Source organism: Arthrobacter sp. ZGTC212, assembly GCF_002929255.1.
GTDB lineage: Bacteria > Actinomycetota > Actinomycetes > Actinomycetales > Micrococcaceae > Arthrobacter_B > Arthrobacter_B sunyaminii.
The window spans coordinates 119,794-146,222 of record NZ_PJIJ01000005.1; the positions used below are offsets into that span (position 1 = coordinate 119,794).

Annotated in this window: 26 protein-coding genes; 12 read left to right on the forward strand and 14 right to left on the reverse strand. The window is 65.2% G+C overall.

All coding sequences use genetic code 11. From position 1 onward, the window contains the following. Nucleotides 1–138: 138 nt before the first annotated feature. Both CXQ89_RS17080 and CXQ89_RS17085 read left to right on the forward strand, forming a co-directional pair. Nucleotides 139–510, forward strand: coding sequence for a MarR family winged helix-turn-helix transcriptional regulator (locus CXQ89_RS17080; protein ID WP_104056153.1), 372 nt, complete (start codon nt 139–141; stop codon nt 508–510). Further along, nucleotides 507–2,279: an MDR family MFS transporter gene (locus CXQ89_RS17085; protein WP_146067285.1), complete on the forward strand. Its 1,773-nt coding sequence runs from the start codon at nt 507–509 to the stop codon at nt 2,277–2,279. Before CXQ89_RS17080 ends, CXQ89_RS17085 begins: the two co-directional genes overlap by 4 nt. A gap of 166 nt (nt 2,280–2,445) precedes the next feature. Here CXQ89_RS17085 and CXQ89_RS17090 read toward each other — a convergent pair whose 3' ends face one another. From CXQ89_RS17090 to CXQ89_RS17100, 3 genes are read right to left on the reverse strand one after another with little or no spacing between them, the layout of a single operon-like run. Further along, entirely contained in the window at nt 2,446–3,702 is a 1,257-nt protein-coding gene (locus CXQ89_RS17090; RefSeq protein ID WP_258060190.1) for an NAD(P)/FAD-dependent oxidoreductase, read from the reverse strand. Continuing rightward, complete coding sequence (locus CXQ89_RS17095; protein ID WP_258060191.1) at nt 3,657–4,430, reverse strand: class I SAM-dependent methyltransferase; 774 nt, start codon at nt 4,428–4,430, stop codon at nt 3,657–3,659. Before CXQ89_RS17095 ends, CXQ89_RS17090 begins: the two co-directional genes overlap by 46 nt. Next, a complete protein-coding gene (locus CXQ89_RS17100) occupies nt 4,427–5,680 on the reverse strand; it encodes a type III polyketide synthase (protein ID WP_104162148.1) in 1,254 nt (417 codons plus the stop codon). Before CXQ89_RS17100 ends, CXQ89_RS17095 begins: the two co-directional genes overlap by 4 nt. A gap of 167 nt (nt 5,681–5,847) precedes the next feature. Here CXQ89_RS17100 and CXQ89_RS17105 point away from each other — a divergent pair, with 167 nt between their 5' ends. Continuing rightward, the gene (locus tag CXQ89_RS17105; protein ID WP_104162149.1) at nt 5,848–7,281 is read left to right on the forward strand and encodes an MFS transporter; all 1,434 of its coding nucleotides are present in this window, start codon (nt 5,848–5,850) and stop codon (nt 7,279–7,281) included. Nucleotides 7,282–7,384: 103 nt separating this feature from the next. Then, nucleotides 7,385–8,320: a 3-hydroxyisobutyrate dehydrogenase gene (mmsB, locus tag CXQ89_RS17110; RefSeq protein ID WP_104056161.1), complete on the forward strand. Its 936-nt coding sequence runs from the start codon at nt 7,385–7,387 to the stop codon at nt 8,318–8,320. Here the strand turns inward: mmsB and CXQ89_RS17115 are convergent. Both CXQ89_RS17115 and CXQ89_RS17120 read right to left on the reverse strand, forming a co-directional pair. Further along, nucleotides 8,317–9,087: a cytochrome c oxidase assembly protein gene (locus CXQ89_RS17115; protein WP_181032422.1), complete on the reverse strand. Its 771-nt coding sequence runs from the start codon at nt 9,085–9,087 to the stop codon at nt 8,317–8,319. The two genes, mmsB and CXQ89_RS17115, sit on opposite strands and share 4 nt — an antisense overlap. 2 nt (nt 9,088–9,089) lie before the next feature. Beyond that, nucleotides 9,090–9,572, reverse strand: a complete 483-nt coding sequence (locus tag CXQ89_RS17120; protein WP_104162151.1) for a DUF2243 domain-containing protein — start codon at nt 9,570–9,572, stop codon at nt 9,090–9,092. Nucleotides 9,573–9,665: 93 nt separating this feature from the next. On the opposite strand from CXQ89_RS17120, the gene CXQ89_RS17125 reads away from it, so the two are divergent. The 5 genes from CXQ89_RS17125 to CXQ89_RS17145 all read left to right on the forward strand — a co-directional run bounded on the left by CXQ89_RS17125 (nt 9,666) and on the right by CXQ89_RS17145 (nt 15,153). After that, nucleotides 9,666–9,962 carry a DUF503 domain-containing protein gene (locus tag CXQ89_RS17125; RefSeq protein ID WP_104056236.1) on the forward strand — a complete coding sequence of 99 codons (297 nt, stop codon included), beginning with the start codon at nt 9,666–9,668 and terminating at the stop codon, nt 9,960–9,962. Nucleotides 9,963–10,096: 134 nt separating this feature from the next. Continuing rightward, a complete protein-coding gene (locus CXQ89_RS17130; RefSeq protein WP_104162152.1) occupies nt 10,097–11,818 on the forward strand; it encodes a 3-ketosteroid-delta-1-dehydrogenase in 1,722 nt (573 codons plus the stop codon). Between the two features lie 67 nt (nt 11,819–11,885). Continuing rightward, nucleotides 11,886–12,383, forward strand: a complete 498-nt coding sequence (locus CXQ89_RS17135; RefSeq protein WP_104162153.1) for a DUF2975 domain-containing protein — start codon at nt 11,886–11,888, stop codon at nt 12,381–12,383. Beyond that, nucleotides 12,383–12,682, forward strand: coding sequence for a helix-turn-helix transcriptional regulator (locus CXQ89_RS17140; RefSeq protein ID WP_104162154.1), 300 nt, complete (start codon nt 12,383–12,385; stop codon nt 12,680–12,682). The genes CXQ89_RS17135 and CXQ89_RS17140 overlap by 1 nt, the downstream gene beginning before the upstream one ends. Continuing rightward, nucleotides 12,679–15,153 carry a Tex family protein gene (locus CXQ89_RS17145; protein WP_104162155.1) on the forward strand — a complete coding sequence of 825 codons (2,475 nt, stop codon included), beginning with the start codon at nt 12,679–12,681 and terminating at the stop codon, nt 15,151–15,153. Before CXQ89_RS17140 ends, CXQ89_RS17145 begins: the two co-directional genes overlap by 4 nt. Here CXQ89_RS17145 and CXQ89_RS17150 read toward each other — a convergent pair. The 3 genes from CXQ89_RS17150 to CXQ89_RS17160 all read right to left on the reverse strand — a co-directional run bounded on the left by CXQ89_RS17150 (nt 15,150) and on the right by CXQ89_RS17160 (nt 16,676). Beyond that, complete coding sequence (locus CXQ89_RS17150; protein ID WP_104162156.1) at nt 15,150–15,410, reverse strand: hypothetical protein; 261 nt, start codon at nt 15,408–15,410, stop codon at nt 15,150–15,152. The two genes, CXQ89_RS17145 and CXQ89_RS17150, sit on opposite strands and share 4 nt — an antisense overlap. A gap of 71 nt (nt 15,411–15,481) precedes the next feature. Then, nucleotides 15,482–16,171: an HAD family hydrolase gene (locus CXQ89_RS17155; RefSeq protein WP_104162157.1), complete on the reverse strand. Its 690-nt coding sequence runs from the start codon at nt 16,169–16,171 to the stop codon at nt 15,482–15,484. 64 nt (nt 16,172–16,235) lie between these two features. Further along, complete coding sequence (locus tag CXQ89_RS17160; protein WP_104162158.1) at nt 16,236–16,676, reverse strand: very short patch repair endonuclease; 441 nt, start codon at nt 16,674–16,676, stop codon at nt 16,236–16,238. 142 nt (nt 16,677–16,818) lie between these two features. Between CXQ89_RS17160 and CXQ89_RS17165 the strand changes: the two genes are divergently transcribed. Further along, a complete protein-coding gene (locus CXQ89_RS17165; protein ID WP_104162159.1) occupies nt 16,819–17,811 on the forward strand; it encodes an asparaginase in 993 nt (330 codons plus the stop codon). 104 nt (nt 17,812–17,915) lie between these two features. Further along, a complete protein-coding gene (locus tag CXQ89_RS17170) occupies nt 17,916–18,152 on the forward strand; it encodes a DUF1508 domain-containing protein (protein WP_104056180.1) in 237 nt (78 codons plus the stop codon). Nucleotides 18,153–18,236: 84 nt separating this feature from the next. On the opposite strand, the gene CXQ89_RS18480 is transcribed toward CXQ89_RS17170, so the two are convergent. Beyond that, nucleotides 18,237–18,386 carry a hypothetical protein gene (locus CXQ89_RS18480; protein WP_181032423.1) on the reverse strand — a complete coding sequence of 50 codons (150 nt, stop codon included), beginning with the start codon at nt 18,384–18,386 and terminating at the stop codon, nt 18,237–18,239. 198 nt (nt 18,387–18,584) lie between these two features. On the opposite strand from CXQ89_RS18480, the gene CXQ89_RS17175 reads away from it, so the two are divergent. After that, nucleotides 18,585–20,255: an FAD-binding dehydrogenase gene (locus CXQ89_RS17175; RefSeq protein ID WP_104162160.1), complete on the forward strand. Its 1,671-nt coding sequence runs from the start codon at nt 18,585–18,587 to the stop codon at nt 20,253–20,255. A gap of 3 nt (nt 20,256–20,258) precedes the next feature. On the opposite strand, the gene CXQ89_RS17180 is transcribed toward CXQ89_RS17175, so the two are convergent. The 5 genes from CXQ89_RS17180 to CXQ89_RS17200 form a co-directional block, all read right to left on the reverse strand. Beyond that, on the reverse strand, nt 20,259–21,767 hold the full coding sequence (locus CXQ89_RS17180; RefSeq protein WP_104162161.1) for an ATP-binding protein: 1,509 nt from the start codon (nt 21,765–21,767) through the stop codon (nt 20,259–20,261). A gap of 117 nt (nt 21,768–21,884) precedes the next feature. Next, nucleotides 21,885–22,799, reverse strand: a complete 915-nt coding sequence (locus tag CXQ89_RS17185; RefSeq protein WP_104162162.1) for a ribokinase — start codon at nt 22,797–22,799, stop codon at nt 21,885–21,887. 49 nt (nt 22,800–22,848) lie between these two features. Continuing rightward, nucleotides 22,849–24,279 carry an MFS transporter gene (locus tag CXQ89_RS17190; protein ID WP_372434208.1) on the reverse strand — a complete coding sequence of 477 codons (1,431 nt, stop codon included), beginning with the start codon at nt 24,277–24,279 and terminating at the stop codon, nt 22,849–22,851. Continuing rightward, entirely contained in the window at nt 24,276–25,223 is a 948-nt protein-coding gene (locus CXQ89_RS17195; protein ID WP_104056185.1) for a nucleoside hydrolase, read from the reverse strand. The genes CXQ89_RS17190 and CXQ89_RS17195 overlap by 4 nt, the downstream gene beginning before the upstream one ends. A gap of 321 nt (nt 25,224–25,544) precedes the next feature. Beyond that, nucleotides 25,545–26,429, reverse strand: an 885-nt coding sequence (locus tag CXQ89_RS17200) for an MFS transporter (protein WP_146067286.1), incomplete at its 5' end; no start/stop codon positions are given.

Below are 26,429 nucleotides of genomic sequence, written 5' to 3' on the forward strand. Positions count from 1 at the left end.
GACAGGTGTTCCGTGGCAGTAAACCAGCGATCAGCTGAAGAATTAATCACGCTCATATTCCGGCTCCAGCGCCAACTCCGCTGCGTCGCGCAGAAAGGCGCCGATCCCCGGAGCCCGGGCACTGCCCTGCAGGGCGTCATGCGAATAATTGGCGACCACGGAGAGATCCGTGCCACCGAGCTGGCAGAAAAGCTCGGCATCGGAACCGCCGGGCTCAGCCGGCATCTCTCCGAACTTGTCACCATGGGGTACGTCTGCCGCCGTCCGCACCCTGATGACGGCCGGGCCTACCTCATCAGCCTGACTCCGGCTGGAACCCAAGCGGTCTCAGACGAGATGCACCGCCGGGCAGCACTGCTTCAGGACATGCTCGAGCACTGGACCGATGAAGAAGCCCTCTCTGCCAGTGAATCCCTGACCAAGCTCACGGAGAGCCTGCAAACAGCCATCCGCGCAATGAAGCCGGGTACCATCCAACCGCCCATCCCGGCAGGAGAAAAAACTAAGTGACAGAGTCGCAAAGAACCACTACCGCAGAAAGTACCAAGTCCGCGCCGGCCAAAGTCCGCAGGAACGGCAAGCCTGCACGCCAGGACCACGTTCCGGGCGAGATGAGCCACCGGCAGATCCTGCAGGCCCTGACCGGCCTGCTGGCCGCACTGTTCACCGCCATGCTGAGCACCACTATCGTGGCCAACGCGCTGCCGACCATCATGGCCGATCTGCACGGAACCCAGACGGACTTCGCCTGGGTGGTCACAGCGGCGCTGCTGGCCAACGCCGTCTCCACCCCTATCTGGGGCAAGCTGGCGGACCTGTTCAGCAAGAAGCTGCTGGTCCAGCTAAGCATCATTGTCTTCGTGATTGGCTCGGTCATTGCGGGGCTGGCGGACAACATGACCGTCCTGCTCTCTGCCCGTGTGGTCCAGGGCCTGGGCATGGGCGGCCTGACCGCCCTGACGCAGGCCGTCATCGGCTCCATCATTCCGCCGCGCGAACGCGGCCGGTACTCCGGCTATATGGGCGCGGTGATGGCTGTGGCCACTGCCGGCGGTCCCTTGCTGGGCGGGTTTATCGTGGACAGCCCGCTGGGCTGGCGGTGGACCTTCTTCCTCTGCGTGCCGCTGGCCGTAGTGGCACTGTTCCTGCTTCAGGTCACGCTTCGCCTGCCGCACACCCGCCGCAAGGTCAGCATTGACTGGCTCGGGTCGATCCTGCTGACCGCCGGAGTTTCGCTGCTGCTGATCTGGGTGTCGTTCGCCGGAAAGGCCGGCTACTACGAATGGATGTCCTGGCAGACCGCAGCCATGGTTGGCGGCGCCGTCGTGCTCCTGGCCCTGCTGGTCCTGGTGGAATCCAAGGTCCGCGAGCCCATCATCCCGCTGAAGATCATCCGCGAGCGCACCACGGCGCTGTCCATTGTTGCCTCTGTGGCCGTGGGTATCGCGATGTTTGGTTCCACCACCTTCCTGGGCCAGTACTTCCAGATCGCCCGCGGATTCAGCCCCACGGAAGCCGGGCTGCTGATGCTGCCAATGATTGCGGGCAACCTGGCCGGTTCCGTGGGATCCGGTCAGCTGATCAGCCGCTTTGGCAAGTGGAAGCGGTTCCTGATTGCCGGCACGATCATGGTCATCGCCGGTGCGGGCCTGGCCGGAACCATGGATCACGAAACCGACATGCTTCTGGTTAGCCTGTACATTTTTGTCCTCGGCCTGGGTATGGGGCTGCTGATGCAGAACCTGGTTCTGGCTGTGCAGAACACGGTCCGGGTCTCCGAGGTAGGTTCGGCCAGCGCATCGATCGCGTTCTTCCGCACCGTCGGCGGCGCCGTGGGCGTCTCCGTTCTGGGCGCCGTGATGTCCAGCTCCGTGAGCAGCCGGGCTGCTGACGGCCTGCGTGCCGCCAACATTCCCGTGTCCGACGGCGGTGCCGGCGACTCGCTCGACATCGGCGGCATGCCGCCGGCCATTCAGGGTATTTTCCGCGCCGCTTACGGTGACGCCACGGCCACGATTTTCCAGATTGCCGCCGTGATTTCAGTGGTGGCTCTGATCGCAGTGCTCCTGATCAAGGAGCAGGTGCTGCGACGCACGCTGGACATCACTCCCGCGCCCATGCCGCAGGCTAATCCCGATCTGACCGGAAGCTCGGAAACCCTCAGCGCGGCAGCTGGCAACGGCACAGCAGCCGACACCGGCACAGCGCCGGACGGCGACGCGGCAACGCGCCCACGCTCAACAGCTGGAGCCTCCCGGGGCGGGACCGGAACACACTGATCCAATCCGGCTGCAGGGCGCCTTTATATACGGCACCTATCTAAAGAGGCCCTATCGAAACAGGCCCTATCTAAACAAGCACCTATATAAACAAGCACCGGCCCGACCCCGTTCAGGGGCCGGGCCGGTTCCTTTCTGCTATGCGCAGGCGCCACGGACGTCCGGGTTACTGCATCGTGAACCGGCGGGCCACCAGGTTGCCTGCCGCGGGGGAGCGCAGAACCCGGGCCAGGCCGGCGTTCCGGGCGGCCAGCAGTGCAGGGGCCAGCGGACGGCCGAGAGCCATGTTCAGCTGAGCCTGCGCGGAAGCTACCCGGGCAGCCCGGAGTCGTTGCCTCTCGTAGACCGCCAAAGACGCTCCGACATCGTGCCCGTCCAGCGAGGCGGTGATGATGGGAGCGAGCGCCGCCGCATCCAGCCAGCCGAGGTTCATGCCCTGGCCGCCAATCGGACTGACCTCGTGGGCCGCATCGCCAATAAGAACCGTGCGCCCGCGCACCAGATCCCGGACCAGCCCGGTGCGCACCGCAAAGGCACTGAGCATGGTGTTGGAAGCCGGATCCGGGCTGACGCCGGTGCGCTCTCCAACCATGGCGGCCAAGTCCGCCGCGGTAGCCGTGGCCAGCAGCTGATCGGTATGGGCCACCCAGCGGCGGATTCCGCCCGGAAGGGGGAAGGACTCCACGATGCCGCCGGACTCCAGATACAGCACGGCGGTGCTTCCGTCTCCCGTGCTGTCAATGAAGTCGCCCATCAGGTAGGTGTCCCGCAGTGCGCGGGTCCGGCAGGGGGTTCCCAGCAATTGCCGAACGCCGGACCGCGCGCCGTCAGCCGCCACGACAATCTGTGCGGACATTCCAATGTCCCCTGATTCGACTGACTCTTCGGATCGGTCGGAAGCACCGGTCCTGACGCCGCCGATCCGGACCCGGCCGCCGTCGTCGTGCAGTTCCGTGACCCGTACTCCGCGCACCAGGGCGCCAGGATCCAGCTCCTTCAGCCGCGCTTCCAAAAGTGCTTCGGTGCGCAGCTGCGGCAAAGTCAGAACGTAGGGGAACCGCTCGGACGCGGCCGCGAAATCCAGGGCGGCCACATGCCGTCCGCTGCTGCGGGCTTCGCCGCGCCGGATCTGCATGCCTTCACCGGTGACCATCTCGGCAACTCCGGCACCGGCCAGGGCCTCGAGCGACGGGGGATGGATACCGATGGCCCGCGAATGCGCCGAACGTTCGCGCCGCTGTTCCAAAACCTGCACGCTGGCACCGGCCTGGGCCAGCAGCACCGCCAGGAAAACGCCAACGGGTCCGCCGCCCACCACAGCCACATCAGTTTCCGTCCGGGGAACGGCGACGGCGGCGGGACGCTGCGCCTGCGCCGTCACGGTTTCGTCCCGGGCGGAGAATGCATCAGCAGGTTTTGCCACGGCCGGTGCTGCACGCAGTTCCATCCGGGCGGAGCGGCGGCAGCCAGTTCGTCCGCTGTGTAGCTGCGGCGGATGGAGGTCAGTCCGTCCCGGCGGATAAAGCTGCCCGGGAAGAACGGCAGGGTGCCGGCGGAGAAAAGGGTGTAACCCCAGCGGCTGCGTTCAATGTCGCTGTGCAGGCTGAGCCTGCTGCCCAGCTGCTCCGAGTCTGCCAGCAGGGACCGGAACTGCTCATCGGTGAGGTGATGCAGGACGTGGTTGGAGATGACGACGTCGTACGTCCTGCCTTCTTCGACCAGCTCGGAACTGAATGCCTGCCGGAAAGCCAGACCGGGTATGGGTGTCTGCGACGACGCAAAAGCATGTGCCCGCTCATCCGGGTCGATTCCTGTGATCTCCAGCTGCAGGCCGTCGCGGCGGGCCCAGCGTGCCAGCATCCGGGGGACATCGCCGCCCCCCGAGCCAATATCCAGCAGTGTGTTCACCCGGTCTGCGTCGAAGGAGGGACGGAGGTAGGTGACATAGTTGCGCCGCCAGCCGGAGACCACGGTGTTGATCAACCAAAACTGGGCGTAGGTCCGCCGCAGTTTCGCCGGATCGCAGTCGGAGCGATCCATTTCTTCCACGGCATCCGTGTTCCGCTCGGTGAGGGACCGCAGGTGCGGCGGGGTGAGCCGCCGGACCAACGGTCCCTGCGCCAGGGCACCCGTGGAGATTTCGGTCCTCACACGCCTGCCGGAGCGGGAACGGCCGGGTTTGCCGGGTCCTGTTCCGCAGCGGTTCCTTCGGCTTCGTTTCCTTCGGCCACAGTTCCTTCAGTCGCACCTTCCGTCGCGCCAGGCGTTACCGGACCGCCAACCCGGGTGAACAGGCCGGTTTCCACAGTCAGCCCGGGGCCGAAGGCCATGGAGCAGATGCGCTCATTTCCGCCGCGGAAGGGCAGGTCCATGATGTGCTTGAGCACAAACATCACCGTTGCACTGGACATGTTGCCCCAGTTCCGCAGTGTTTCGCGGGCCGGAACCAGCTGCTCTTCGGTGAGGTCGAGTTTGGCCTCCACCTTGTCCAGGATGCTGCGGCCGCCCGGATGGATGGCCCAATGTTCAATGTCACGGTAGGCCTGCCCGGCAAGGCCCGGGTCGTGGGCCAGCAACGGTTCGAGTGCGCCCACAATGTGGTCGTCAATGATGTGCGGGACATAGGTTCCCAAAACCATTTCAAAGCCCTCGTCGCCGATGTTCCAGGCCATGGATTCCTCACCCACCGGGGTGAGGATGGTTTCGAAATGGTCCAGCTGAATACCCGGAGCATTGCCCGGCAGGTCCCGGGCCGTAATGACGGCTGCGGCTGCCCCGTCGGCAAAAAGGGAGGATCCCATGATGGTGTCCGGATCATTGGAGGTGCGCACATGCAAAGAGCACAGCTCCGCGCTGACCACCAGCACTACGGCGTCTGGATCCGCATCACAGAATGACTTTGCTGCCCGCATCGCAGGAAAAGCGGCGTAACAGCCCATGAAGCCAAGATGGAAGCGCTGCACTGACGGGTTCAGGCCAAGCGCCCGGACTACTTTGTAATCAGGTCCGGGATTGAAAAATCCGGTGCAGGAAACCGTAATGACATGGGTGATGTCTTCCGGGGCGATTCCCTCGCAGGCGTCGACGGCCTTGCGGGCGGATTCAATGAAAAGTTTGGTGGCCTCGGCCGCGAAAATATCGTTCCGGGTTTTGGTGCTGGGACTGAGCATATTGCCGGATTCGGCATCAAAGAATTTGGGATTTTCAGTCCGGTAGGACAGCGAAAGCTCAGCCAGGGCAGTGCGTCGGGTATCGATGGCGGCAGAGTTGAAACAGGTGGTCACCAGCCTTTGTCCCAGCCTGGTAAGGCCGGGTTGGGCGGCGAAGACATCACGTGCTTCGGTTTGTACCAGCACGGTGGGCGGGACAGCAATTTCCAGTGATCTTAGGGTAACCGTCATAGTCCATTCTTAGGGGAATGTTGCGCAGGACACAATGCCGGGGTCCGCAGCTGGCCTTTGGCGGGGATTGAGTGTGGGGCGATATGCGGCCATACTCAATGCATCATCGGCCGCCTGCCATCGGGCCCGGTGGGAAATGTCAACGGAGACATCGTCAGGAGCACCCCATGAGCACTGAAATTCCCCGGCAGGATGAGGCCGGGCAGGGCAGTTCCCCCAGGAATGCCGGCAAAGAGCCCGCGCCGGAGGGATTGAAGAAGGTTGTTGCAGCCTCCATGGCCGGCACCGTGGTGGAGTGGTACGAGTTCTTCCTTTATGCGGCCGCCTCGACGCTCGTTTTCGCAAGACTCTTTTTCCCTAATGCTGAAACGGAACTCGACGGCATCATCGCCGCGTTCGTGACCTACGCCGTCGGCTTCGTGGCCCGCCCAATCGGCGGTATTGTCTTTGGGCACTTCGGGGATAAATTCGGGCGCAAGAAGCTGCTGCAGCTGAGCATTATTCTGGTGGGCACCTCGACCTTCCTGATGGGCTGTCTGCCCGGCTTTGACCAAATAGGCTACTGGGCGCCGGCCATGCTGGTGATCCTGCGCTTTATCCAGGGCTTCGCGGTCGGCGGTGAATGGGGCGGCGCCGTCCTTCTGGTGGCGGAACACAGCCCCAACAAATCACGCGGATTCTGGTCCAGCTGGCCCCAGTCCGCGGTGCCCATGGGTAACCTGCTCGCCACCGGAGTGCTGTTCACACTGTCCGCCACACTCTCCGAGGACGCGTTCCTGGGCTGGGGCTGGCGTGTGGCCTTCTGGCTTTCGGCGGTCATCGTGCTGGTGGGCTACTACATCCGGACCAAAGTCAGTGACGCCCCCATCTTCCTGGAAGCGCAGAAGGAAGTTGAGGAGGAGGCCAAGGGATACGGCGTGGTCGAGGTCTTCAAGCGCTACCCGCGCGGTGTTTTCACCGCCATGGGACTGCGCTTCGCAGAGAACATCCTCTATTACCTGGTGGTGACGTTCTCCATCACCTATCTGCGGCTGGTCGTGGAAGTGGACACATCCCGGATTCTCCTCCTGCTGCTCGTGGCGCACTTCGTCCATTTCTGTGCCGTACCAATGGTCGGGCGGATGTCGGACCGGTTCGGCAGGCGGCCGGTCTACCTCGCCGGTGCCCTGCTGGGTGCCACCTGGGGATTCTTCGCGTTCCCGATGATGGATACGGCGGATGACCTGGTGATCCTGGCGGCCGTCACCATCGGTCTGCTGTTCCACGCGCTGATGTACGCGGGGCAGCCGGCCATCATGGCCGAGATGTTCCCGACCCGCATGCGCTATTCCGGTGTTTCACTGGGCTATCAGGTGACGTCGATCGTTGCGGGTTCGTTGGCCCCGATCATCGCCACGTCGCTGCTGGAGCGATACGACTCGTCCACGCCGGTGGCCGTCTATCTGCTGTGCGCCTGCGCCGTCACGGCCTTCTCCGTGCTGATGCTGCGGGAGACCAATGGCTTGTCTCTGCAGGACGTTGATGCCGCCGATGCTCAGGGAACAGCGGATCTGCTGGCGGCGTCCAAAACCAAAGACGCCAAGAACGGGCGCCGCAAGTAACCGTGCCAGGTGATCCGTGGTCTTGAACGCGCTGGATCCGGATGACATTCTGAATCCGCACCTGCACCCCGCAGGTGCCTGATAAGCAAAGGAGCTTACAACCATGGCTGCAGTGGGATGGATTGGACTGGGAAACATGGGCGGCTACATGTCGGCCAACTTGGTGGCGGCGGGGCACACCGTCCGCGGCTATGACCTGAACCCTGCAGCAGTGGCCGCAGCAGGAGAGCGCGGGGTGGAGACGGTGGACAGCATCGCCGATGCGGTGGCCGGCGCCGACGTCGTCTTCACCATGCTGCCTAAAGGAGAGCACTCACGTTCCGTTTATCTGGGGGAGGACGGGGTGCTGGCCCATGCTGACACCGGCACCCTGCTGGTCGATTCCTCCACCATTGACGTTGAATCCGCTCAGGCACTGCACGACGCCGCCGCTGCCGCCGGCTTCCGCTTTGTCGACGCACCGGTCTCGGGCGGCATCAGCGGTGCCGAAGCCGGAACGCTGACGTTCATGGTGGGTGGTGAACCGGGCCCGGTGCAGGAAGCCGCTGCCTTTATCGAGCCCATGGCGGGAAATGTCATTCCCACCGGCGGAGCCACCACCGGCCAGGCTGCGAAGATTTGCAACAACCTGATGCTGTTCATCAATCTGGCGGCAACGTCCGAGGGAGCGGTCCTCGCCGATCGGCTCGGCTTGGACAAGCAGGTGTTCTGGGACATTGCCTCCGTGTCCTCGGGCGACAGCTGGGCCCTGCGCACCTGGTACCCCATGCCGGGCGTGGTGGCGTCGGCCGCCTCCAACAATGACTTCGCCCCCACCTTCACAGCCGAGCTGGCCAACAAGGACATCAACCTGGCGATCGCCGCCGCCCGGGACACCGGCACTCCGTTGGAGATCGGCGAGCACGTCCAGCAGCTCTTCCAGCGTCTGGTGGACGCCGGGCACGCCGGAAAGGACTGTTCCATGATCGTGTCGCTGGTGGACGGCAGCCTGGCCGAGGGGGACGCAGGGGCGCAGGTCTCTTCCGCCGGCCGGAGCTAGATGATGGCGGGACGCTGCTGCGGCCGGGTGGACAAATACCATTGCCGGCACAGCAGGAAAATGATCCCAATTTCCACCATTCCTCCGCCGTAGTAGAGGATGAGGGCTCCTGCCTGGCCGTCCGCCGGTGTAACTCCCGGCGGGGGATCGGCGTACAGCGTCTTCGCCAGGATGTTGTGGGCAGCCGCTGAGAGGATCAGCACAGCTGCGCGCAGCCGAAAACCGGCGCGGTGCGGCATCGGATCCCGGCTCACCAGTGATGCCGTGTACAGATACCCCGCGGCGACCAGGTGGAAGGTGACCAGCCAGTGAATTGGAGCCGATTCCTGCATGGCCGTGAAGAGGCCGGTCCGGAACATGAGCACCATGCCTCCGACGTTCAGGACCGCTGCCGTCACGGGGAAGGTCAGGAAGCGCATCGGACGGCTGCGGAGCACGCGGGACAGCCGCCGTGCAGGCACAACATCCAGGCTGCGCAGCGCGAGCGAGACCGGACGGGAGAGCACCAGCAGCGCAGGTCCCAGCATTCCGGCCAGCAGATGGGTAATGCCCAGGACAGCGAAGCTTGCGTGGCTGCGGGTTGCCAGCGGATCCAGGACGGTGGCCAGGACAGCTGCGGCACCCGCGGTAAACAGCACGGCGCGGTACAACGGCCACGGCCTGGAGCGGGAGGAAAGGGCGCCGGCCCAGTAAGCGGTGACAGCGGCGGCGGCCGGAACCAGAAAGAGTAGTTCGACCCCGAAGCTGCCGGGCTGGTGCTCATGCACCGTTACGCTCCGGCGCGGCTGCCGACCGGTTCTGCGTGCCGGCTCCGGTACAGCAGGACCGCTCCGGCGAGGATCATCACTGCCGCGCTCAGGTTCCAGAGCAGGTCATAGGGCAGCAGCGGGACGTTGTAACGGATTTGGTGCAGCTCCATAAGTTTGTGCTGGACGGTGCCGTCATACAGCTGGAACGCTCCCGTCCCCACCAGGACGGCTCCCGCCCACCGGGAGGGAAGCAGGATGGCCCGGCGGCGAAGATCGGCGAACAGGAACAACCCGGCCACCACGGCAAACCAGCCGAAGGCATGGAACAGGCCATCCGAGAAGAGCCCGGCGGCGGTGGTGGACTTATCGTAAAAGTGGTGCCACTGCAGCAGCTGGTGGAACACCACCTCGTCCACGAAGGCGGCAATGCCGATGCCGACCAACACTCCGGACAAGACATTGCGGCGGCGGGGTTGGACAGGAGCTCTGGTGGGGGTGCTCATCTAAGCGAAGATATCACCGGCTGGCAGAGGGATGGACAGTTGGGCGTCCGCCCTCACTGGCGTCCCGGGCCGGGCTGAACCACCATGGGTGTCATGTGGATGGGAATGATCGAATTCGACCTGCTGCTGGGCGATGTTCACTCGCTCAAGGGCAAACGCTCCGTGATTCGGCCGATTCTGGCTGAGGTGCGGCGCAAGTATGAGGTGTCCGCTGCCGAAACGGGCCAACTGGATCTGCATCGGCGGGCCGAACTCGGCATTGGCCTGGTGGCCGCGGACGCTGCCCATCTTACTGAGGTGCTCGACGCCGTTGAACGGCTGGTGGCGGCCCGTCCGGAAGTGGAACTGCTCAGTGCGCGACGCCGGGTGTTCCATTCCGAGGACTGGTAACCGGCCGCGCGACACGGCACCAGAGTTGAAACTGGGTTTCAGTTCATCTCCGGGTTAGGGTGCACAAACAGCATGCTGCGAATAGTCGCGGTGCGTTCGTGAAAACCATCCACAGAATCTCGGGGAGACGGCACATGGCACTACCGGTACCAGCACGGAAGTTCACGGCACAGGACACCACGGTGGATCTGCTCATCATCGGCTCAGGAACCGGAATGGCTGCGGGCCTGGCGGCAGCCGAGCAGGGTTCGTCAGTGCTGATCGTGGAAAAGACAGCCACCGTGGGCGGGTCAACGGCACGGTCCGGCGGTGCGTTTTGGATTCCCAATAACCCGGTGCTCAACGCCGCCGGCGCAAAGGACACACCGGAGCGCGCCGCAGCCTACGTGGACGCCGTTGTAGGCGGAACCTCGTCCCGGGAGCGCTGGCAGGCTTTCCTGGACAACGGAGTCGCCACCGTGGAAATGCTCCAGCGGACCACGCCCATGAAATTCCTGTGGGACGAGGAGTATTCGGATTACCACCCGGAGGAACCGGGAGGCTCAGCGGCGGGGCGCAGCTGCGAATGCAGGCCGTTTGATGTCAATACCCTCGGCGAGGAGCGAGGCCGGCTCCGGGGCGGGACCATGGAGTCGTCCTTGCCGATGGCCATCACGGGCAAGGACTACCGCTGGCTCAACCTGATTTCCAAGGTGCCCGTCAAGGGCCTGATGACCGCGGTAACGCGTGTGGTGCAGGGAGTCGGAGGCCGCGTGCTGAAGCGCGACTATGTTGCCGGCGGTCAGGCCCTCGCGGCCGGTTTGTACGCCGGGGTGCTCGGTGCCGGCATTCCCGTCTGGACGGACACGTCCCTGGTGCGGCTCATCACCGCAGACGGCAGGGTGACGGGGGCCGTGCTGCAGCAGGACGGACGAGAGGTCACGGTCACCGCGCGGCAGGGTGTGGTCCTGGCTGCAGGCGGGTTTGACCATGACATGGCCATGCGCCACAAGCACCAGTCCGAATCACTGGAAGCCTGGAGTTTCGGCAGCGAGGGCAACACCGGAGATGCCATTAAAGCCGCCGCAGAGATTGGTGCCGGCACAGCGCTGATGGACCAGTCCTGGTGGTTCCCGGCCGTTGCGCCCCTGCCGGGACGGTCGCCGTCGGTCATGCTGGCCGAGCGATCCCTCCCCGGGTCCTTCATTGTGGACGGCAGCGGAAACCGGTTCGTCAACGAAGCCCAGGACTACATGTCGTTTGGGCAGCGTGTCCTGGAGCGTGAACAGCAGGGAAACCCGGTGGGCACCATGTGGATGGTGTTCGACCAGGAGTACCGGAACAGCTACATCCTGGCCGGAAGCCTCTTTCCCCGGATGGCACTGCCGGAGAAGTGGTACAAGGAAGGAATTGCCGCTAAGGCGGACAGCCTGGCGGAACTGGCCCGGGAAATTGGAGTGCCGGCGGAGACCTTCGCGGCAACGGCTTCCCGCTTCAATGAACTGGCCGGTGCCGGCGTCGATGAGGACTTCCACCGGGGCTCCAGCGCCTACGACCGGTACTACGGCGATCCAACGGTGCGGCCCAACCCCAACCTGCGCCCCCTTTCCGGAAACGTGTACTACGCCGTCAAAATTGTCCTGAGTGACCTGGGCACCTGCGGCGGGCTCACGGCGGATGCGCGGGGACGCGTTCTGGCCGAAGACGGCACAGCCATGGATGGCCTGTATGCCATCGGAAACACTGCAGCGAATGTCTTCGGCAAGAGCTACCCGGGCGCCGGGGCCACCATAGGCCAGGGCCTGGTCTACGGCTATATTGTGGCCCGCGATGCCGCGGAACGGCGGGGCGCGGGCACTGAACCAGCAGCGGCCTAAACCCCTTGCTGCTTCTCTCGACTATCGATAGATTTGTCTTGAGAAACAGTCGAGGAAGGGAAGCGCCATGGGCAAGCTGACCATTCTGGCGTTGCGCGTTGTGCTGGCTGTGGTCCTTGCCGGCACCGTGTTTGTACAGACAGTTATGGTGCCCCTGCTGGCAGCGGACCTGACGGAAGCGGGCCCGGGCGCAGACGCCGTCCGGGTCCCCGTCGTCGTTCTCATCGTCCTGGGCCTTATCTGCGTGCAGATCACGCTGGTCTGCGTCTGGTGCCTGCTGACGATGGTGCGGAGGGGAACAGTGTTTTCTCCGGCGGCCTTCCGCTACGTCGACGTCGTGATCGGTGCCGTAGGCGTGGGTGCCCTGCTGATGTTCGGTCTGGGGGCGGTCCTCGCCCCGGGAGAAGGCGTTGCCCCCGGTGTCGTCCTGCTCATAGGAGGAACGGGTGTGGCCGTCGCCGGGGTTGCACTGATCGTCCTGGTGCTGCGGATGCTGCTGGCCCGGGCCGTCGCCACCGATGTTGAGGCAACTGCGCTGCGCAGCGAACTCGGCGAGGTGATTTGATGCCCATCATCGTGGATATTGATGTCATGCTGGCCAAACGGAAAATGCCGGTGGGAGTCCTGGCCGAACGCATCGGCATCACTCCCGCCAACCTCGCCGTCCTCAAGAACGGCCGCGCAAAAGCAGTGCGCTTCACCACGCTCGCCGCGCTGTGTGAAGTGCTTGATTGCCAGCCCGGTGACTTGCTCCGATGGGAACCCGAAGAAGAACATTCGGCGGCTGACTTGGCCGTTCAACGGCCCCTGACACGAGAAGAGTTGACCAATCCCGCAGCAGGTAGGGAACAATTGGGCGGGTGAGTCTCCCCCCGGTACAGCCCAAGAAACCAGCAACTCCGACCCCGTCGCGGCCGGAGCGCTCCGGCCGCCGGTCCGGCACGGCAGCCGACCGGACTACCGACCGAGTATGCGCGCAGATCGCTGCGGAACTGAGGGCAGCGCCCTGGCAGGTGCGGGCCGCCGTCGACCTGCTGGACAGCGGAGCCACCGTTCCGTTTGTTGCCCGGTACCGCAAAGAGGCCACCGGAAGCCTGGACGACGCCCAGCTGCGCGAACTCGACGAGCGGCTGCGGTACCTTCGGGAGCTGGAGGACCGGCGGCAGTCCGTCCGGGAAGCCATTGACGGCCAGGGCAAGCTGACCCAGGAGCTTCGAGCAGCCATAGACGCTGCTGACACCAAGTCCCGGCTCGAGGACATCTACCTGCCGTACAAAACAAAACGCCGCACCAAGGCACAGATTGCCCGCGAAGCCGGACTGGAACCGCTCGCCGAAGCGCTGCTGGCCAACCCGACGCTGAGCCCGGAACGTGCAGCCGCCGATTTTGTGAACGATGCCGTGCCTGACCCCGGGGAAGCGCTCGCGGGGGCGCGGGCCATCCTGATTGAACGGGCGGGCCAGGACGCCGACCTGCTTACGGATCAGCGTGAACGGCTGTGGAAGCAGGGGCGGATGCATTCACAGGTCAAGAAGGGCAAGGAAGCGCAGGGCCAGAAGTTTGCCGATTACTTCGCGTTTACCGGCTCCCCTTCCGGCATGCCTTCCCACCGGGTCCTGGCACTGTTCCGGGGAGAAAAAGAAGGCATCCTGGAATTGGAACTGGCGGAAGCCGACCCGGCCGACACCGCTGCTCTGGCCGCCGCACGGCAAAAATACGAACGGGCGGTTGCCGCTCACCTGGGTGTGTCGGACCGCGGACGCCCTGCCGACGCCTGGCTGCAGCAGACCGTGCAGCTGGCGTGGCGGCGCATCCTCGCCAAACTGTCCGCCGACCTGCGTGTCCGCCTGTTCGCCGCTGCGGAAACCGAAGCGGTGCGGGTGTTCGCAGCGAACCTGCGTGATGTCCTGCTGGCAGCGCCGGCCGGAAACCGTGCCACGCTCGGATTGGACCCGGGACTGCGCACCGGCGTGAAGGTTGCCGTGGTGGACGGCACGGGACAACCGGTGGCCACCGACACTATTTATCCGCATGCCCCGGCGCGCAAATGGGATGAGGCGCTGTCCCGGCTGGCAGGGCTGGTGAAGAAGCACGGGGTTGAGCTGATCGCCATCGGCAACGGCACAGCGTCGCGTGAAACCGACAAGCTGGCCACCGAACTCATCCGGCTGCTGCCAGACTCCGGCCTGCAGAAGCTCGTGGTGTCGGAAGCCGGAGCCTCTGTCTACTCTGCCTCCGCCCTTGCGTCCGCAGAGTTGCCCGGGATGGATGTTTCCCTGCGCGGTGCCGTGTCAATTGCCCGCCGGCTCCAGGATCCGCTGGCTGAACTGGTGAAAATCGATCCGAAGTCCATCGGTGTCGGCCAGTACCAGCACGATGTCAGTGCCGCCAAGCTGGAACGCTCCCTGGACGCCGTGATCGAGGACTGCGTCACCGCCGTGGGGGTTGACGTGAATACGGCCTCACCGGCGCTGCTGACCCGGGTGGCCGGCGTCGGACCGCTGCTCAGCGAAAACATTGTCGCTTACCGGAATGAGAACGGTCCTTTTGCCCGCCGCGCAGACCTGAAGAAGGTGCCGCGGCTGGGGGCGAAGGCCTTTGAGCAGTGTGCCGGCTTTCTGCGGGTCACCGCCGGGACTGAACCGCTGGATGCCTCCAGCGTGCATCCGGAGTCCTACGGCCTTGCCCGGCGGATCCTTGCTGCCGCCGGGACCACGATGGGTCCGGCGGGAGCGTCACTGGAGAACCTGACCCCGTCAGCGTTCGTGGATGAAACAGTCGGGCTGCCCACGATCCTGGATATTGTGGCCGAGCTTCGCAAACCCGGCCGTGATCCGCGTCCGGAGTTCCGTACGGCTACCTTCTCCGACGGCGTGGAGACGGTATCCGACCTTCGTCCGGGCATGGTGCTGGACGGTGTGGTGACCAATGTGGCCGCGTTCGGCGCCTTCGTGGACGTGGGAGTTCATCAGGACGGACTGGTGCACATTTCCGCCATGTCCTCCACCTTCATCTCCGATCCCCACGACGTCGTGAAGTCAGGACAGGTGGTCAAGGTCAAGGTGCTGGAGGCCGATCCGGAGCGCAAACGCATTTCGCTGACGCTCCGCCTGGATGACGACACCGCTGCCGCTACCCGCGGGCCCAAGACTCCGCGGGAGCACGTCATAAAGACCCGCGCCGAGCCGGGAGCCGGCGACGGCGGCAAGGGATCCTCGCCGCAGCGCACCGGGAAGGCAGGAGCTCCCGCCCGGGGCAGCAACCGCCGCCCGGCGGTTCCGGCGCCGGCCCAGGGTCCGATGGCTGACGCGCTGCGCCGGGCCGGGCTGGCTTAACCGTCAGAGGACTCCGGGTCGGCCAGGGCTTCCTCCGGCGCAATGCCGCGGTCGGCGGCAGGATCCTCCGGAGCCTTGCCGGAATGGCCGGCGGGAACCGTACCGCCGGGCGAGGTGCCCTGTGCCTGACGGATGTTGTCGGCGGGGTGCTCCGCCTGTCCGGGGCGGCGCGGGTCGCCCGAGGGCTCGGGCGCAGGGGCGCTCGGTCCCAGGGGATCGTCCTCGGTATTGGCAGGGCCGGTGGGTTCGGTGGTCATGCGGACATCCTTTCGAGCGGTAGTTCGGCCGTGTTTGCGGGGAGCGGGGAGGGAGAGCCGTCAGGCGGCAGTCAGCGCGCCGCCAGCTTCCCGAGCAGCGAGCGCTCCAGGTTTTCCAGCAGCTCGCGCGGGTTCTCCCAGATCTCGGTGGCGCCGGCGTCGCGCAGTTCCGCTTCACTGGTGCCGCCGCAGAGCAGCCCAATCGTCGGGATCTTCAGCTCTGCCGCAGCTTTGACGTCCCACACTGAGTCACCGACGAAGATCGTGTCTTCAGCGGTCAGGGACGAGCTGTCCAAGGCTGATTGCAGGATGTCGGGGGAGGGCTTGGATTCCTCGGCGTCGGCGGAGGAAGTGGCCGAGGTAATCGCGGAATCGGCGTCGATGACGGTGCGCAGGACTTCCAGTTCCGGTCCTGATGCTGATGAGGCCAGCACAATGGTCAAGTCCTTGTCCGCACAGGCCAGCAGCAGCTCCCGGGCGCCGTCGAAGGAGCGGAGCGCCGGCCACCAGGTGGAGAAAATTGCTCCGTGGGTCGCGTCCAACTTTTCGTCTTGATCTTTATCCCGTTCCTCGCCCAGGAGATGTTCCACCAGTTTGTCGCCGCCCATGCCGATCGCCCGGTGCACGGCGGACATCGGAACGTCCAGGTCCATCCGCCGGAAGGCCTGCCACCAGGCAACGGTGTGCAGATAGTTCGAATCAACCAGGGTTCCGTCGACGTCGAAAAGAACGCCGCGCTTGGCGGTGCTGTTGTGGGCCATGTCTGTCCTGCCTTCGGGGGATGCGGATGAACTGGGGATTGTTCGGGGCGGTGAGGTTTTGAGTCTAGCGACCAGCCGTGCCGCGCGGGCCGAGAAATGTGACGAGTTGCTCCTCCAGGGCACTGCGGTCCTTCAACTCACATTCCCACACGGTCAGCGACTCCCATCCTGCCGCCGCGAGGGACTCCAGTGCTGCTGCGTCACGCATCGCCGTTCTGCGCCGCTTTTCGGCCCAGAACTCGCTGTTGCTCTGCGGTGCATGCCGGCCGGCCGCACAATTGTGCAGGTGCCAGAAACAGCCGCTAACAAAGATGACCTTGCGCCGGGCGGCGAACACCAAATCGGGTTTACCCGGCAGCAGCTTCCCTCCTGCTGCGCCGTGCAGGCGGAAGCGGTAACCGGCAGCGTGGAGAAGGCGCCGAACCAAAAGCTCGGGTTTGGTGTTCTTGCTTCGGATCCGGGACATGTTCGCGCTGCGCTGCTCAACAGTGACGGTATCGGCCATGGTTCAAGTCTAGGCAGCCGCCCGGCTGCAGCATCCTCCCGGAATCCGGCGTCCGGCAGCAGGTACGGCGCAGTGCCCTAGCCACCGCCTGCCGGGTCGGCCTACGTTGGCTGGTAGATGAGATCACGCGAAGGGTTGGCCTATGGCTTCGATTCGAATTCTTGGTACGGGCGGCACGATCGCGTCGCGGAGCACAGGTCCGGGCGGTTTGATCGCCAAGGACCATGCGGAGGACCTGATTCAGACGCTGTCCCGCCGTCACACCGTTTCCGTGCGGAACGTGATGGTCAGCGGAAGTTACCAGCTGCAGTTCTCCGATCTGCGGCTCATTGCCCAAGCGGCACGCAACGCCGTGATGGACTCCATCGTGGACGGCGTTGTCATCACACATGGGACCGACACCATGGAAGAGACGGCGTTCCTGCTGGATCTGGTGCACAGCTCACCCAAGCCGGTGGTGTTTACCGGTGCCAGCCGTCCTGCCGACAGCACTGCTCCTGACGGTCCGGACAATCTGGAGCAGGCCGTGGAAGCCGCAGCTTCCCCGGAACTGCGCGGCACGGGCGTGCTGGTTTCGTTCGCAGGAAAGATCCGTTCAGCCCGGGGACTCTTTCTTGCCAGTACTACGGCAGCGGACCCGTATGCCGGAGGCACCGAGGTGGCACATTTCATCGGGGACAGCCTGCACGTCACTGCCAGGCCGCTCCGGCCTTCTCCGCTGCGCATGCCCAGTGAGGAATTCGACCGTACCCGCGTCACCATCGTGGACTGTGCGCTTGGCGCGGACCCGGATCTGTTTTCCCATGCGGTCCACGCCGGCGCGGCCGCTGTCGTTTTGGCCGGTACCGGGACGGGGAACGCCGGTCCCGGGTTCGTGGAAGCGGTCCAGGACGCAGTACGCGGGGGATGCTTTGTGGTTCTGAGCTCACGGGTTCCCTACGGTCCCGTCATCCCGACGTACGGTGACGGCGGCGGGGTAGACCTGGTGCGGGCCGGAGCGATTCCCTCAGGCGACCTCAAGCCCCCGCAGGCTCGCATCCTTGCGGCACTGCTGACGTCCCAGCCGGCAACCCCCGAGCAGATTCACCGTGTTCTGACTGCTGCTCCCGGCAGGCAGGGCGGGCAGTCAGGATAACGAAAGGGTTGCGGCCTTGCGCGTATGACCGGCAGGTGGTTCCAGAGTTCATAAGTTGGCTTATTATTAGTGGCACAGATATGCCCCTTACAAGGAGGTAAGAGATGTCGGGCTACTTCAAGCTTGTAGACGCCCACGACGGCGCTTTTCGGATCAAACTCATTTCCGGTGACGGCGCGCTCATGGCGGTATCAGCCATGTTTCCCACCAAGCAGGCAGCCGTCGCGGGAATCGAGCTCCTGCGCGAGATAGCCGGCACCGGCCCGGTTGTAGATCAAAGCCATGACGCAGACATGCTCGGTGACGCCAGCCGCGAGAACGGCCGAGCCAAAGCATCCTGACACTTTGGTTCTGATCGGCAGTCCTGATCAAAAGGCCCGGAGTTCCGTTGCCGGAACTCCGGGCCTTTTTGGCTGCAGCCGCTTTTACTTGTTGTCATCATCTCCTTCGGCTGCCTCTTGGCTGTGCTGACGCGGTTCATTGGGTCCAGCGGCTGACGAGTCTCCCTCGGACGGAGCTTCGTTGTGGGTACGGTCCTGGTCATTGCCGGATGCGGGATGTTCCTTCTCAGCCATGGTTATCTCCAGTCAGGTTGGGTGCGCGCAGGCTCCGGAGAAGAGCCGCCCGTATGTTCAGTCTAGGAAGCGGTGTTCCGGGCAGTAAGGGCCAACCGCCAAGTCGCCGTCCCGGCGTCCGGGAGCGCTCCGGCCTGTCGTCAAACCTGCCGATATCAGTCCTAGCCAGAGGCCTGATCTGCCGGTACCGTGAACCGGATGCAGCCAACTGAAGAGGCAGACGTCATTGTTGTCGGAGCCGGACTGGCAGGCCTCACGGCAACCGCCGAGCTGATTGAGGCCGGCCGCTCCGTCATCCTCGTGGAACAGGAAGGCGAAGCGAGCCTGGGCGGGCAGGCCTGGTGGTCCTTCGGCGGACTGTTCATGGTGAATACGCCCGAACAGCGGCGGCTGCGGGTTCGCGATTCCGTGGAACTGGCGTGGCAGGACTGGCTCGGAACAGCAGGCTTTGACCGGCCGGAAGATTACTGGCCGCGCCATTGGGCTGAGTCCTACGTCCACTTCGCGGCGGGGGAGAAACGTGCGTGGCTGCATCAGATGGGGCACCGTGTCTTTCCGGTGGTTGGGTGGGCGGAACGCGGCGGTTACGGGGCCACCGGGCCGGGCAACTCGGTACCCCGGTTCCACATCACCTGGGGCACCGGCCCGGGCATCACCGCACCCTTTGAAGCGAAAGTGCGCGACGGCGTCGCCCGCGGGCTGGTGCGGCTGGCCTTCCGCCACCGGATGGAGGAACTGACGGTAAGCAACGGCGTCGTCACCGGGGTGCGCGGCAGTGTGCTGGAGCCGACGACGGCGGTTCGCGGCGCTGTGACCAGCCGCGTCCCGCTGGCGGAGTTCGAGTTCACTGCCGGCGCCGTCGTCGTCACGACCGGCGGAATCGGCGGGGACCATGCTTTGGTGCGGGCGGCCTGGCCGAACCGTCTGGGAACCCCGCCTGAAACGATGCTCAGCGGGGTGCCTGAACACGTGGACGGCCGCGGCATCACCGCCAGTGCCGCGGCCGGGGGCCGGGTCATCAATCCGGACCGGATGTGGCACTACGTGGAGGGCATCCGGAATTGGAACCCGGTGTGGGCCAACCACGGGATCCGGATTCTGCCCGGTCCGTCCTCGCTCTGGCTGGACGCCGCCGGCAACCGGCTCCCGGTGCCCCTGTTTCCCGGCTTCGATACCCTCGGCACGCTGGAACATCTGCGCGGCACCGGCCAGGACTACAGCTGGTTCATCCTCAACAAAGCGATCATCCGCAAGGAGTTTGCACTGTCCGGGTCCGAGCAGAATCCGGATCTAACGGGTAAATCCGTGCGTGACGTGCTGGGCCGTGCCACCGCCGGGGTGCCCGGGCCGGTGCAAAAGTTCCTGGACCACGGCGAGGACTTCATTACCGCCGGCTCGGTGGAGGAACTGGTGGCGGGAATGAACGCGCTGGCGAAGGACTCCACCAACGGCGCTGCTCCGGTCCTGTCCGCCGAGGCAATCCGGGCCGAGCTGGAAGCCCGGGACCGGGAGATCGCTAATCCCTTCAGCAAGGACAGCCAGGTTACCGCCATCCGCGGTGCCCGAAGCTATCTGGGGGACCGGCTTATCCGGACGGCGTCCCCGCATCCGATTCTGGATCCTAAGGATGGTCCGCTCATTGCGGTGCGGCTGTCGGTGCTGACCCGCAAAACCCTCGGCGGTCTGGAAACGGATCTGGACTCACGCGTGCTGGGGCTGGATGGAAATCCGGTTCCCGGCCTCTTTGCCGCCGGTGAGGCAGCAGGCTTTGGCGGCGGCGGCATGCACGGCTACCGGTCCCTGGAAGGAACCTTTCTCGGCGGTTGCCTGTTCAGCGGCCGGGCAGCCGGCAGGGCAGCAGGCCGGTAGCCATCATGTGGCCCGCGGCAGCGGGACATATCTGGCCCCGCCCTTGCCGACCCGGCCAAAGCTGTAACCCACGCTGACCCCGGGGTGGGGTTCCTGCCCGTCCGGCTGCAGCTCGGCGCCGTCAGAAACCCCGCCGTCAGAAGCGCCTCCGGCGCCCAGCAGGCTCCGCGTCAATGTCTCGCCCTGGCCCAGGAGTTCCCGAACGGCGGCGGCCAAGTGCTTGTCACCGGGCTGCTCGCCGGCATCCACGGCAACCAGGACTGCCCGCCGGATCAACTCCCGTGCGAAGGACGCGGTGGCGCCCTCGGACTGGTCCGCGGCAGCCTGCAGCGCAGCTTCGGAAAACACTCCGGCCGGGGCGTAGAGTTCCAGCAGCCGCACCCGGTTTCCGGCATCGGGCAGCGGAATTTCGACGGCGAGGTCCACCCGCCCGGGCCGCTGCACGAGCGCCCGTTCCAGGGCTTCCGCCCGGTTGGTGGTCATGAGGAAGACGACATCGGCGTCGGCATCCAGCCCGTCCAGGGCGTCGAGGACTTCAAAGAGCAGGGGCTGGGGGCCGTTGCCCATGTCCCGGTCCTCGGCCACCAGGTCAATATCCTCAAGAATCACCATGGACGGCGCCATGGCACGGGCCAGACGGGCCGCTTCTCCCACCGCGTGCAGCGAACTCCCGGCGAGCAGCACCGCCGTCGTGCCCTCGCTGGCACTGAGCAGGTGCCGGACGGTATGGGTTTTCCCGGTGCCGGGCGGGCCGTACAGCAGGACGCCGCGCTTGAGATGCTGCCCGTGTTCGCGGAGCACCTCCCGGTTGGCAGCGATGCCCAGGACATGCCGGCCCACCCGGTCCAGCACGCCGTCGGGCAGGATGACTTCGTCTGCGGGAAGCGAGGGGCGGGGCAGGAACGTGACGCCGGCTCCCTGTTGGCCGTAGGGGTCAAAGGCGAAGGACACGACCTGTCCACGCAGAATGCTGTTGGTCCGCAGATCCTCCTGGACCGCCGTCAGGAAGCGGGCCGCGGCTTCCCGCTCCGGGGCCAGCACGGCAATGTCGGTCCCGTTGCGTCCATACTGCGGGTTGGCTGCGCGCTGCAGCACCGCCAGCGGAACCCCTTCGTAGACAAAAAGCCGCAGTCCCAGTGCCAGCACCTCGCGGGTGCTGTCCGGACCGACGGCGAGATTGACGAAATCAGGCTGGCCCACGGTCACGGGACCGTACTCCTGCTGCACAAGGTCCGAGAGGGATAGGTGGTGACGCTGCTGCCCGCCGCCCACGCCGATCAGCCGTGCCATCGGATCCTGCCCGGAGATCTTCTCGACGGCGATGTCCAGGTCCGCGAAACGATGGACCGGAAAGTCCTGGGCCAGGATGGGAAGGTCAGAGGCGGACATGCCGAGGTGGCTGGTCAGGACGTCCAAGAGACGGACACGTCCCGGAGTTTCGTCCCGGTGCGCCTGTGCCAACTCGACGGCACGGGTGAAGTTGCGAAGGAATTCCCCCAGTTTTTCATCCATGCGGCCAGAGCCTAACAGGAGACGCTGCCTAACAGGAGACCAGAGCCTGGCAGCAGACGACGATGGCGCCTCCCGGGTGGGGAAGCGCCGTCGTCGTTCTGCGGTGGGGACTGAGCCTTAACCCGCCAGCTCAGCCAGTGCCGAGTAGGAGGACTGCGCACCCTCGCGGGTGGCGGCCAATGCACCGGCCCGAGCCGCGAAAGTCGCAGCCTCCACCAGCGAATCCCCGGCGGCAAGCCGCGCTGCGGTAGCCGCGGTGAAAGCATCGCCGCAGCCGGTGGTGTCCACTGCGGTGACACGGGTGGGTGCCACGGAGACCACGCGATCCGCTCCCTGGGCTGTGCCGTCCAGCACGACGGCGCCGTCCCCGCCGAGCGTGATGATGGTGCGCCGCACGCCGAGCTGTCCCAGGACAGCGATGACCGCTTCCCAGTCGGCGGCCGGATCAGTAAGACCGGTGACCAGCGCCGCTTCGTGGGTGTTGAGCAGCAGGACATCGGTGAGTGCGAGCAGCTCGGCCGGAACCTCCCGGTACGGGGAGAGGTTCAGCAGGACCTGCGCGCCGGCGTCGTGCCCCGCGCGTGCCGCGGCAGTGACCGCGTCAAGCGGAACCTCCAGGCTCAGCGTAAGGACGGCGGCGTCGTCGAACAGGTTCTCCGGCAGCTCAGCGCCGGTGACGGTGCCGTTGGCGCCGGGGGAAACGATGATGGTGTTTTCCCCGGCGGCGTCCACCACAATCATGGCCGTGCCGGTTGCCGTGTCCGTGCGGCGCAGGACGCGGGAGGCGTCAACACCGGCAGCAGCCGCGGCCTTCAGCAGCAGATCCCCGTGTCCGTCGGCTCCCACGGCGCCGAACAGTCGAACGTCGGCACCCAGGATGGCCGCTGCAGCAGCCTGGTTGGCGCTCTTTCCGCCTGGAACAATGACCAGTTCCGAGCCGTTGAGGGTTTCCCCGGGCTGCGGGAAGCGGTCGGTGCGGACGGTTAGGTCAGCGTTGAGCGACCCTACAACTACAACTTTTCCGGCGGACATGCGGGACGTTCTCCTTTGGGGCGGATCAGGCGGGTGAGGCGGACTGTGCTTACCGGACGGCTTTCTCAGCAGTGGTTTCCACTTCGGCGTTGGCCGGCTTCGGGATCAGGAAGGACGTGGCCAATGCCAGCACCAAAATGACCAGACCGGCGATGAGACCGCCGTAGTAGCCCTCAGTTCCGGATCCGTCCGCAGCCGTCGTGGCAGTCTTTACAGCGTAGATCACGGCGAAGCTGAGGCCGGCGCCCAAGTTGAACGCACCGGCGTTCAAGCCCGGCAGGAAGCCGGGGTTCTCCTTGGGGGAAAGCACAATGCCCAGGCCGTTGAGCATGATGTTGCCGATGCCGGCGTAGGTGATGCCGATCAGCACCGAGACGCCCAACAGGCCCAGTTTGGAATCACTGCCGACGACCAGGAGCATCAGGGCCAGCGCAATCACTGAGCCGATCATGCCGGTCCGCAGCATCTTGCCGTAACCCCAGGTGGCGGCAAGGCGGCCGGCGATCGGGCCCATGACCAGCCCGGCGATGGCGTACGGGGTGAGCGTCCACCAGGCTGACTCTTCGGCGCCCATGCCGAACCCGACGACGCCGTCCTGCGCCAGAGCGGGAATGATGCCGTTCATGACGGCAAAGACACCGGTCATGGTCAGCAGCGTGGTCAGCAGCAGCGCCCAGGTGGAACGCTGCTTCAGCAGATAGGTGGCCACCAGCGGCTCTTCGGTGCGGTTTTCAACCTTCCAGAACACCGCGAAGGCAATGGCGGCGATGACCATGAGGCCGATGACCAGCGGCCAGTTGGCGTCCGCCAGCTTGCCGGCCTCGTTGAAGGCGGTCAGCAGGGTGCCCACGGAGATGACCAGGGGAACCACGCCCACCCAGTCCATCTTTTCCTTCTTCTCGGCCCGGGATTCCGGCGCCAGGAACAGCAGGAGCGCGGTCGCTACGGCGCCCACGGCGGCCATTGCCCAGAACACCGACGCGAAGCCGTGGTTTTCAGCCAGATAACCGCCGGCAATGGCGTCAACGCCTGCGATGCCGCCGTTGACAGCCGTGATGACACCCATCAGGGTGCCGTAGAGCTTGGCGTCACGAATTTCCACGCGCAGCATGATCAGGGTCAGGGGCACCACAGGTCCGGAGACGCCCTGGATCAGGCGGGCGATGAACAGGACCTCGATGCTGGGTGCCAGTGCGGCCACCACGGAACCGATGGTGAGGACCACCAGCATGCCGCCCAGGACCTTCTTGCGGCCGATGATGTCGCCCAGGCGGGGAAGGAACAGGGAGAAGAGAGCGGCAGCGGTGAAGAACGCCGTCTGGGTCAGACCCACGGCAGCGGAGGTGGTGTTGAGTTCCTCCTCGATCTTCACGAGAGCGGGGGAGAGCATGGAGGCGTTGAGCTGGAAGGCCACACAGGCAGCCAGCAGGGCCGTCATCAGGGCGGCCACATTGACGCGGCGCTGGGTTGTTTCGCTCACAGGTCTACCTCACCAATTCGCTCCAGGGCGTCGACAACCAGGTCCCAGAATTTCTGGTGATCCAGGTCAACAGCCACGGAGGTGTTGCAGTCAGCGGGCGCCGGTGCACGGAAATCCGCCACCGTCATGCCCAAGGTCAGGGTGCCGGTCAGTTCGACATCCAGCGGAACACGCCGGGTGGTCATGACCGAGGGGTCGATGACGTAGGCGACGGCGCAGGGGTCATGGACAGGCGGGAAATCAAAACCCTGATTGTCCTTATAGGCCTGACCGAAGAATTCGAGGAGTTCCCCGACGAACTTGGCGGGCTTGGTGCCCACCGCGGCGATGCGGTTGGCAACCTCGTCCGTGGCCAGGGCCTGATGCGTGAGGTCCAGGCCGACCATGGTCAGCGGCCACTTTTCGTTGAAGACGATATGCGCGGCTTCGGGATCAATCTTGATGTTGAATTCGGCCACCGCAGACCAGTTGCCCACGTGGTAGCCGCCGCCCATGAGGACAACTTCCTTCACGCGCTCGGCAATGCGCGGTTCCTTGCGCACTGCCAGCGCAATGTTGGTCAGTCCGCCGGTGGGCACCAGGGTGACGGTGCCGGGGTCATGGGACATGACCGTGTCGATGATGAGGTCCACGGCGTGCCGCGGATCCAGATCGATGGCAGGCTCGGGGAGCTCAGGGCCGTCCATGCCGGACTCGCCGTGGATGTCCGGTGCGTTTTCGATGGTGCGGACCAGGGGCCGCGGGCTGCCCGCAGCGAAGGGAACACCTGTGATATTTGCAACACGGGCAATCGCCAGCGCGTTGCGCGTCACCTTCTCTAAAGTCTGGTTTCCGACGACGGTGGTCACCGCCAGAAGCTCGATCTCCGGGCTGCCGTGTGCCAGCAGCAGGGCGACCGCATCATCATGGCCGGGATCGCAGTCCAGGATGATTTTGTGGGGCATTGCATCTCCGCTTCGTTGAGGTTCTCGCTGGGGGACCGGAGTCCCCGTGGTGCAGTGCCCCGCCTGGGCGGTCCGTTCAGCAGGCGCAACAATGCGGTGCGGGAGGAGGCCACGGCGGAGTGCGGCGCGCTGCGGAACGGGTTCAGGCGTTGACCGGGAAACCGTTCGAAGGGCAGCACTTTCCCTTGACGGGAGGGGGCACTGCATTAAAGATAGCGGCGTTTTTAGGCCTCTATTTCCTGATGTTGCTGTCCCGTCCCGCCGGACCCGCGGCCAATTTGCCTGTGTTCGGGGCAGGCCCTAACCTTTGCGCTGCAGCGCTCAGCGAAGGGCAGGTTCAGCAGTTTCGGCGTCGCTCAGCCGATCTGTTTCTGCGGCTGCTTCAGGGCTGGCGCCGGCTTCCGGCGTTGCCGGTTTGGGGATCAGGAAGGAGGCGGCCAGGGCCAGCACCAGGATGACCAGGCCGGCAATGATGCCTCCGTAGTAGCCCTCGGTCCCCGACCCGTCCGCTGCTGTAGTGGCCGTTTTGGCCGCGTAGATCACGGCGAAGCTGAGCCCGGCGCCCAGGTTGAACGCACCGGCGTTCAGCCCCGGCAGGAAGCCGGGGTTCTCCTTGGGGGACAGCAACACGCCCAGGCCGCTGAGCATGACGTTGCCGATGCCGGCGTAGGTGATGCCGATCAGCACCGAGACGCCCAGCAGGCCCAGCTGGGAATCGCTGCCGACGATCAGGAGCATCAGGGCCAGCGCAATGACGGAGCCGATGGTGCCGATCCGCAGCACCTTTGCGTAGCCCCAGCTGCCCGCGAGGCGTCCGGCGAAGGGTCCGATCACCAGTCCGGCGAGGGCATAAGGGGTAATGGTCCACCAGGCAGAATCCTCGGCGCCCATGCCGAACCCGACGACGCCGTCCTGCGCCAGGGCGGGAATGATGCCGTTCATGACGGCAAAGACGCCGGTCATGGTCAGTACGGTGGTCAGCAGCAGCGCCCAGGTGGAACGCTGCTTCAGCAGACGGGTGGCTATCAACGGCTGCTCGGTGCGGTTTTCAACCTTCCAGAACACGGTGAAGGCAATGGCGGCGATGACCATGAGGCCGATGACCAGCGGCCAGTTGGCGTCCGCCAGCTTGCCGGCCTCGTTGAAGGCGGTCAGCAGGGTGCCCACGGAGATGACCAGGGGAACCACGCCCACCCAGTCCATCTT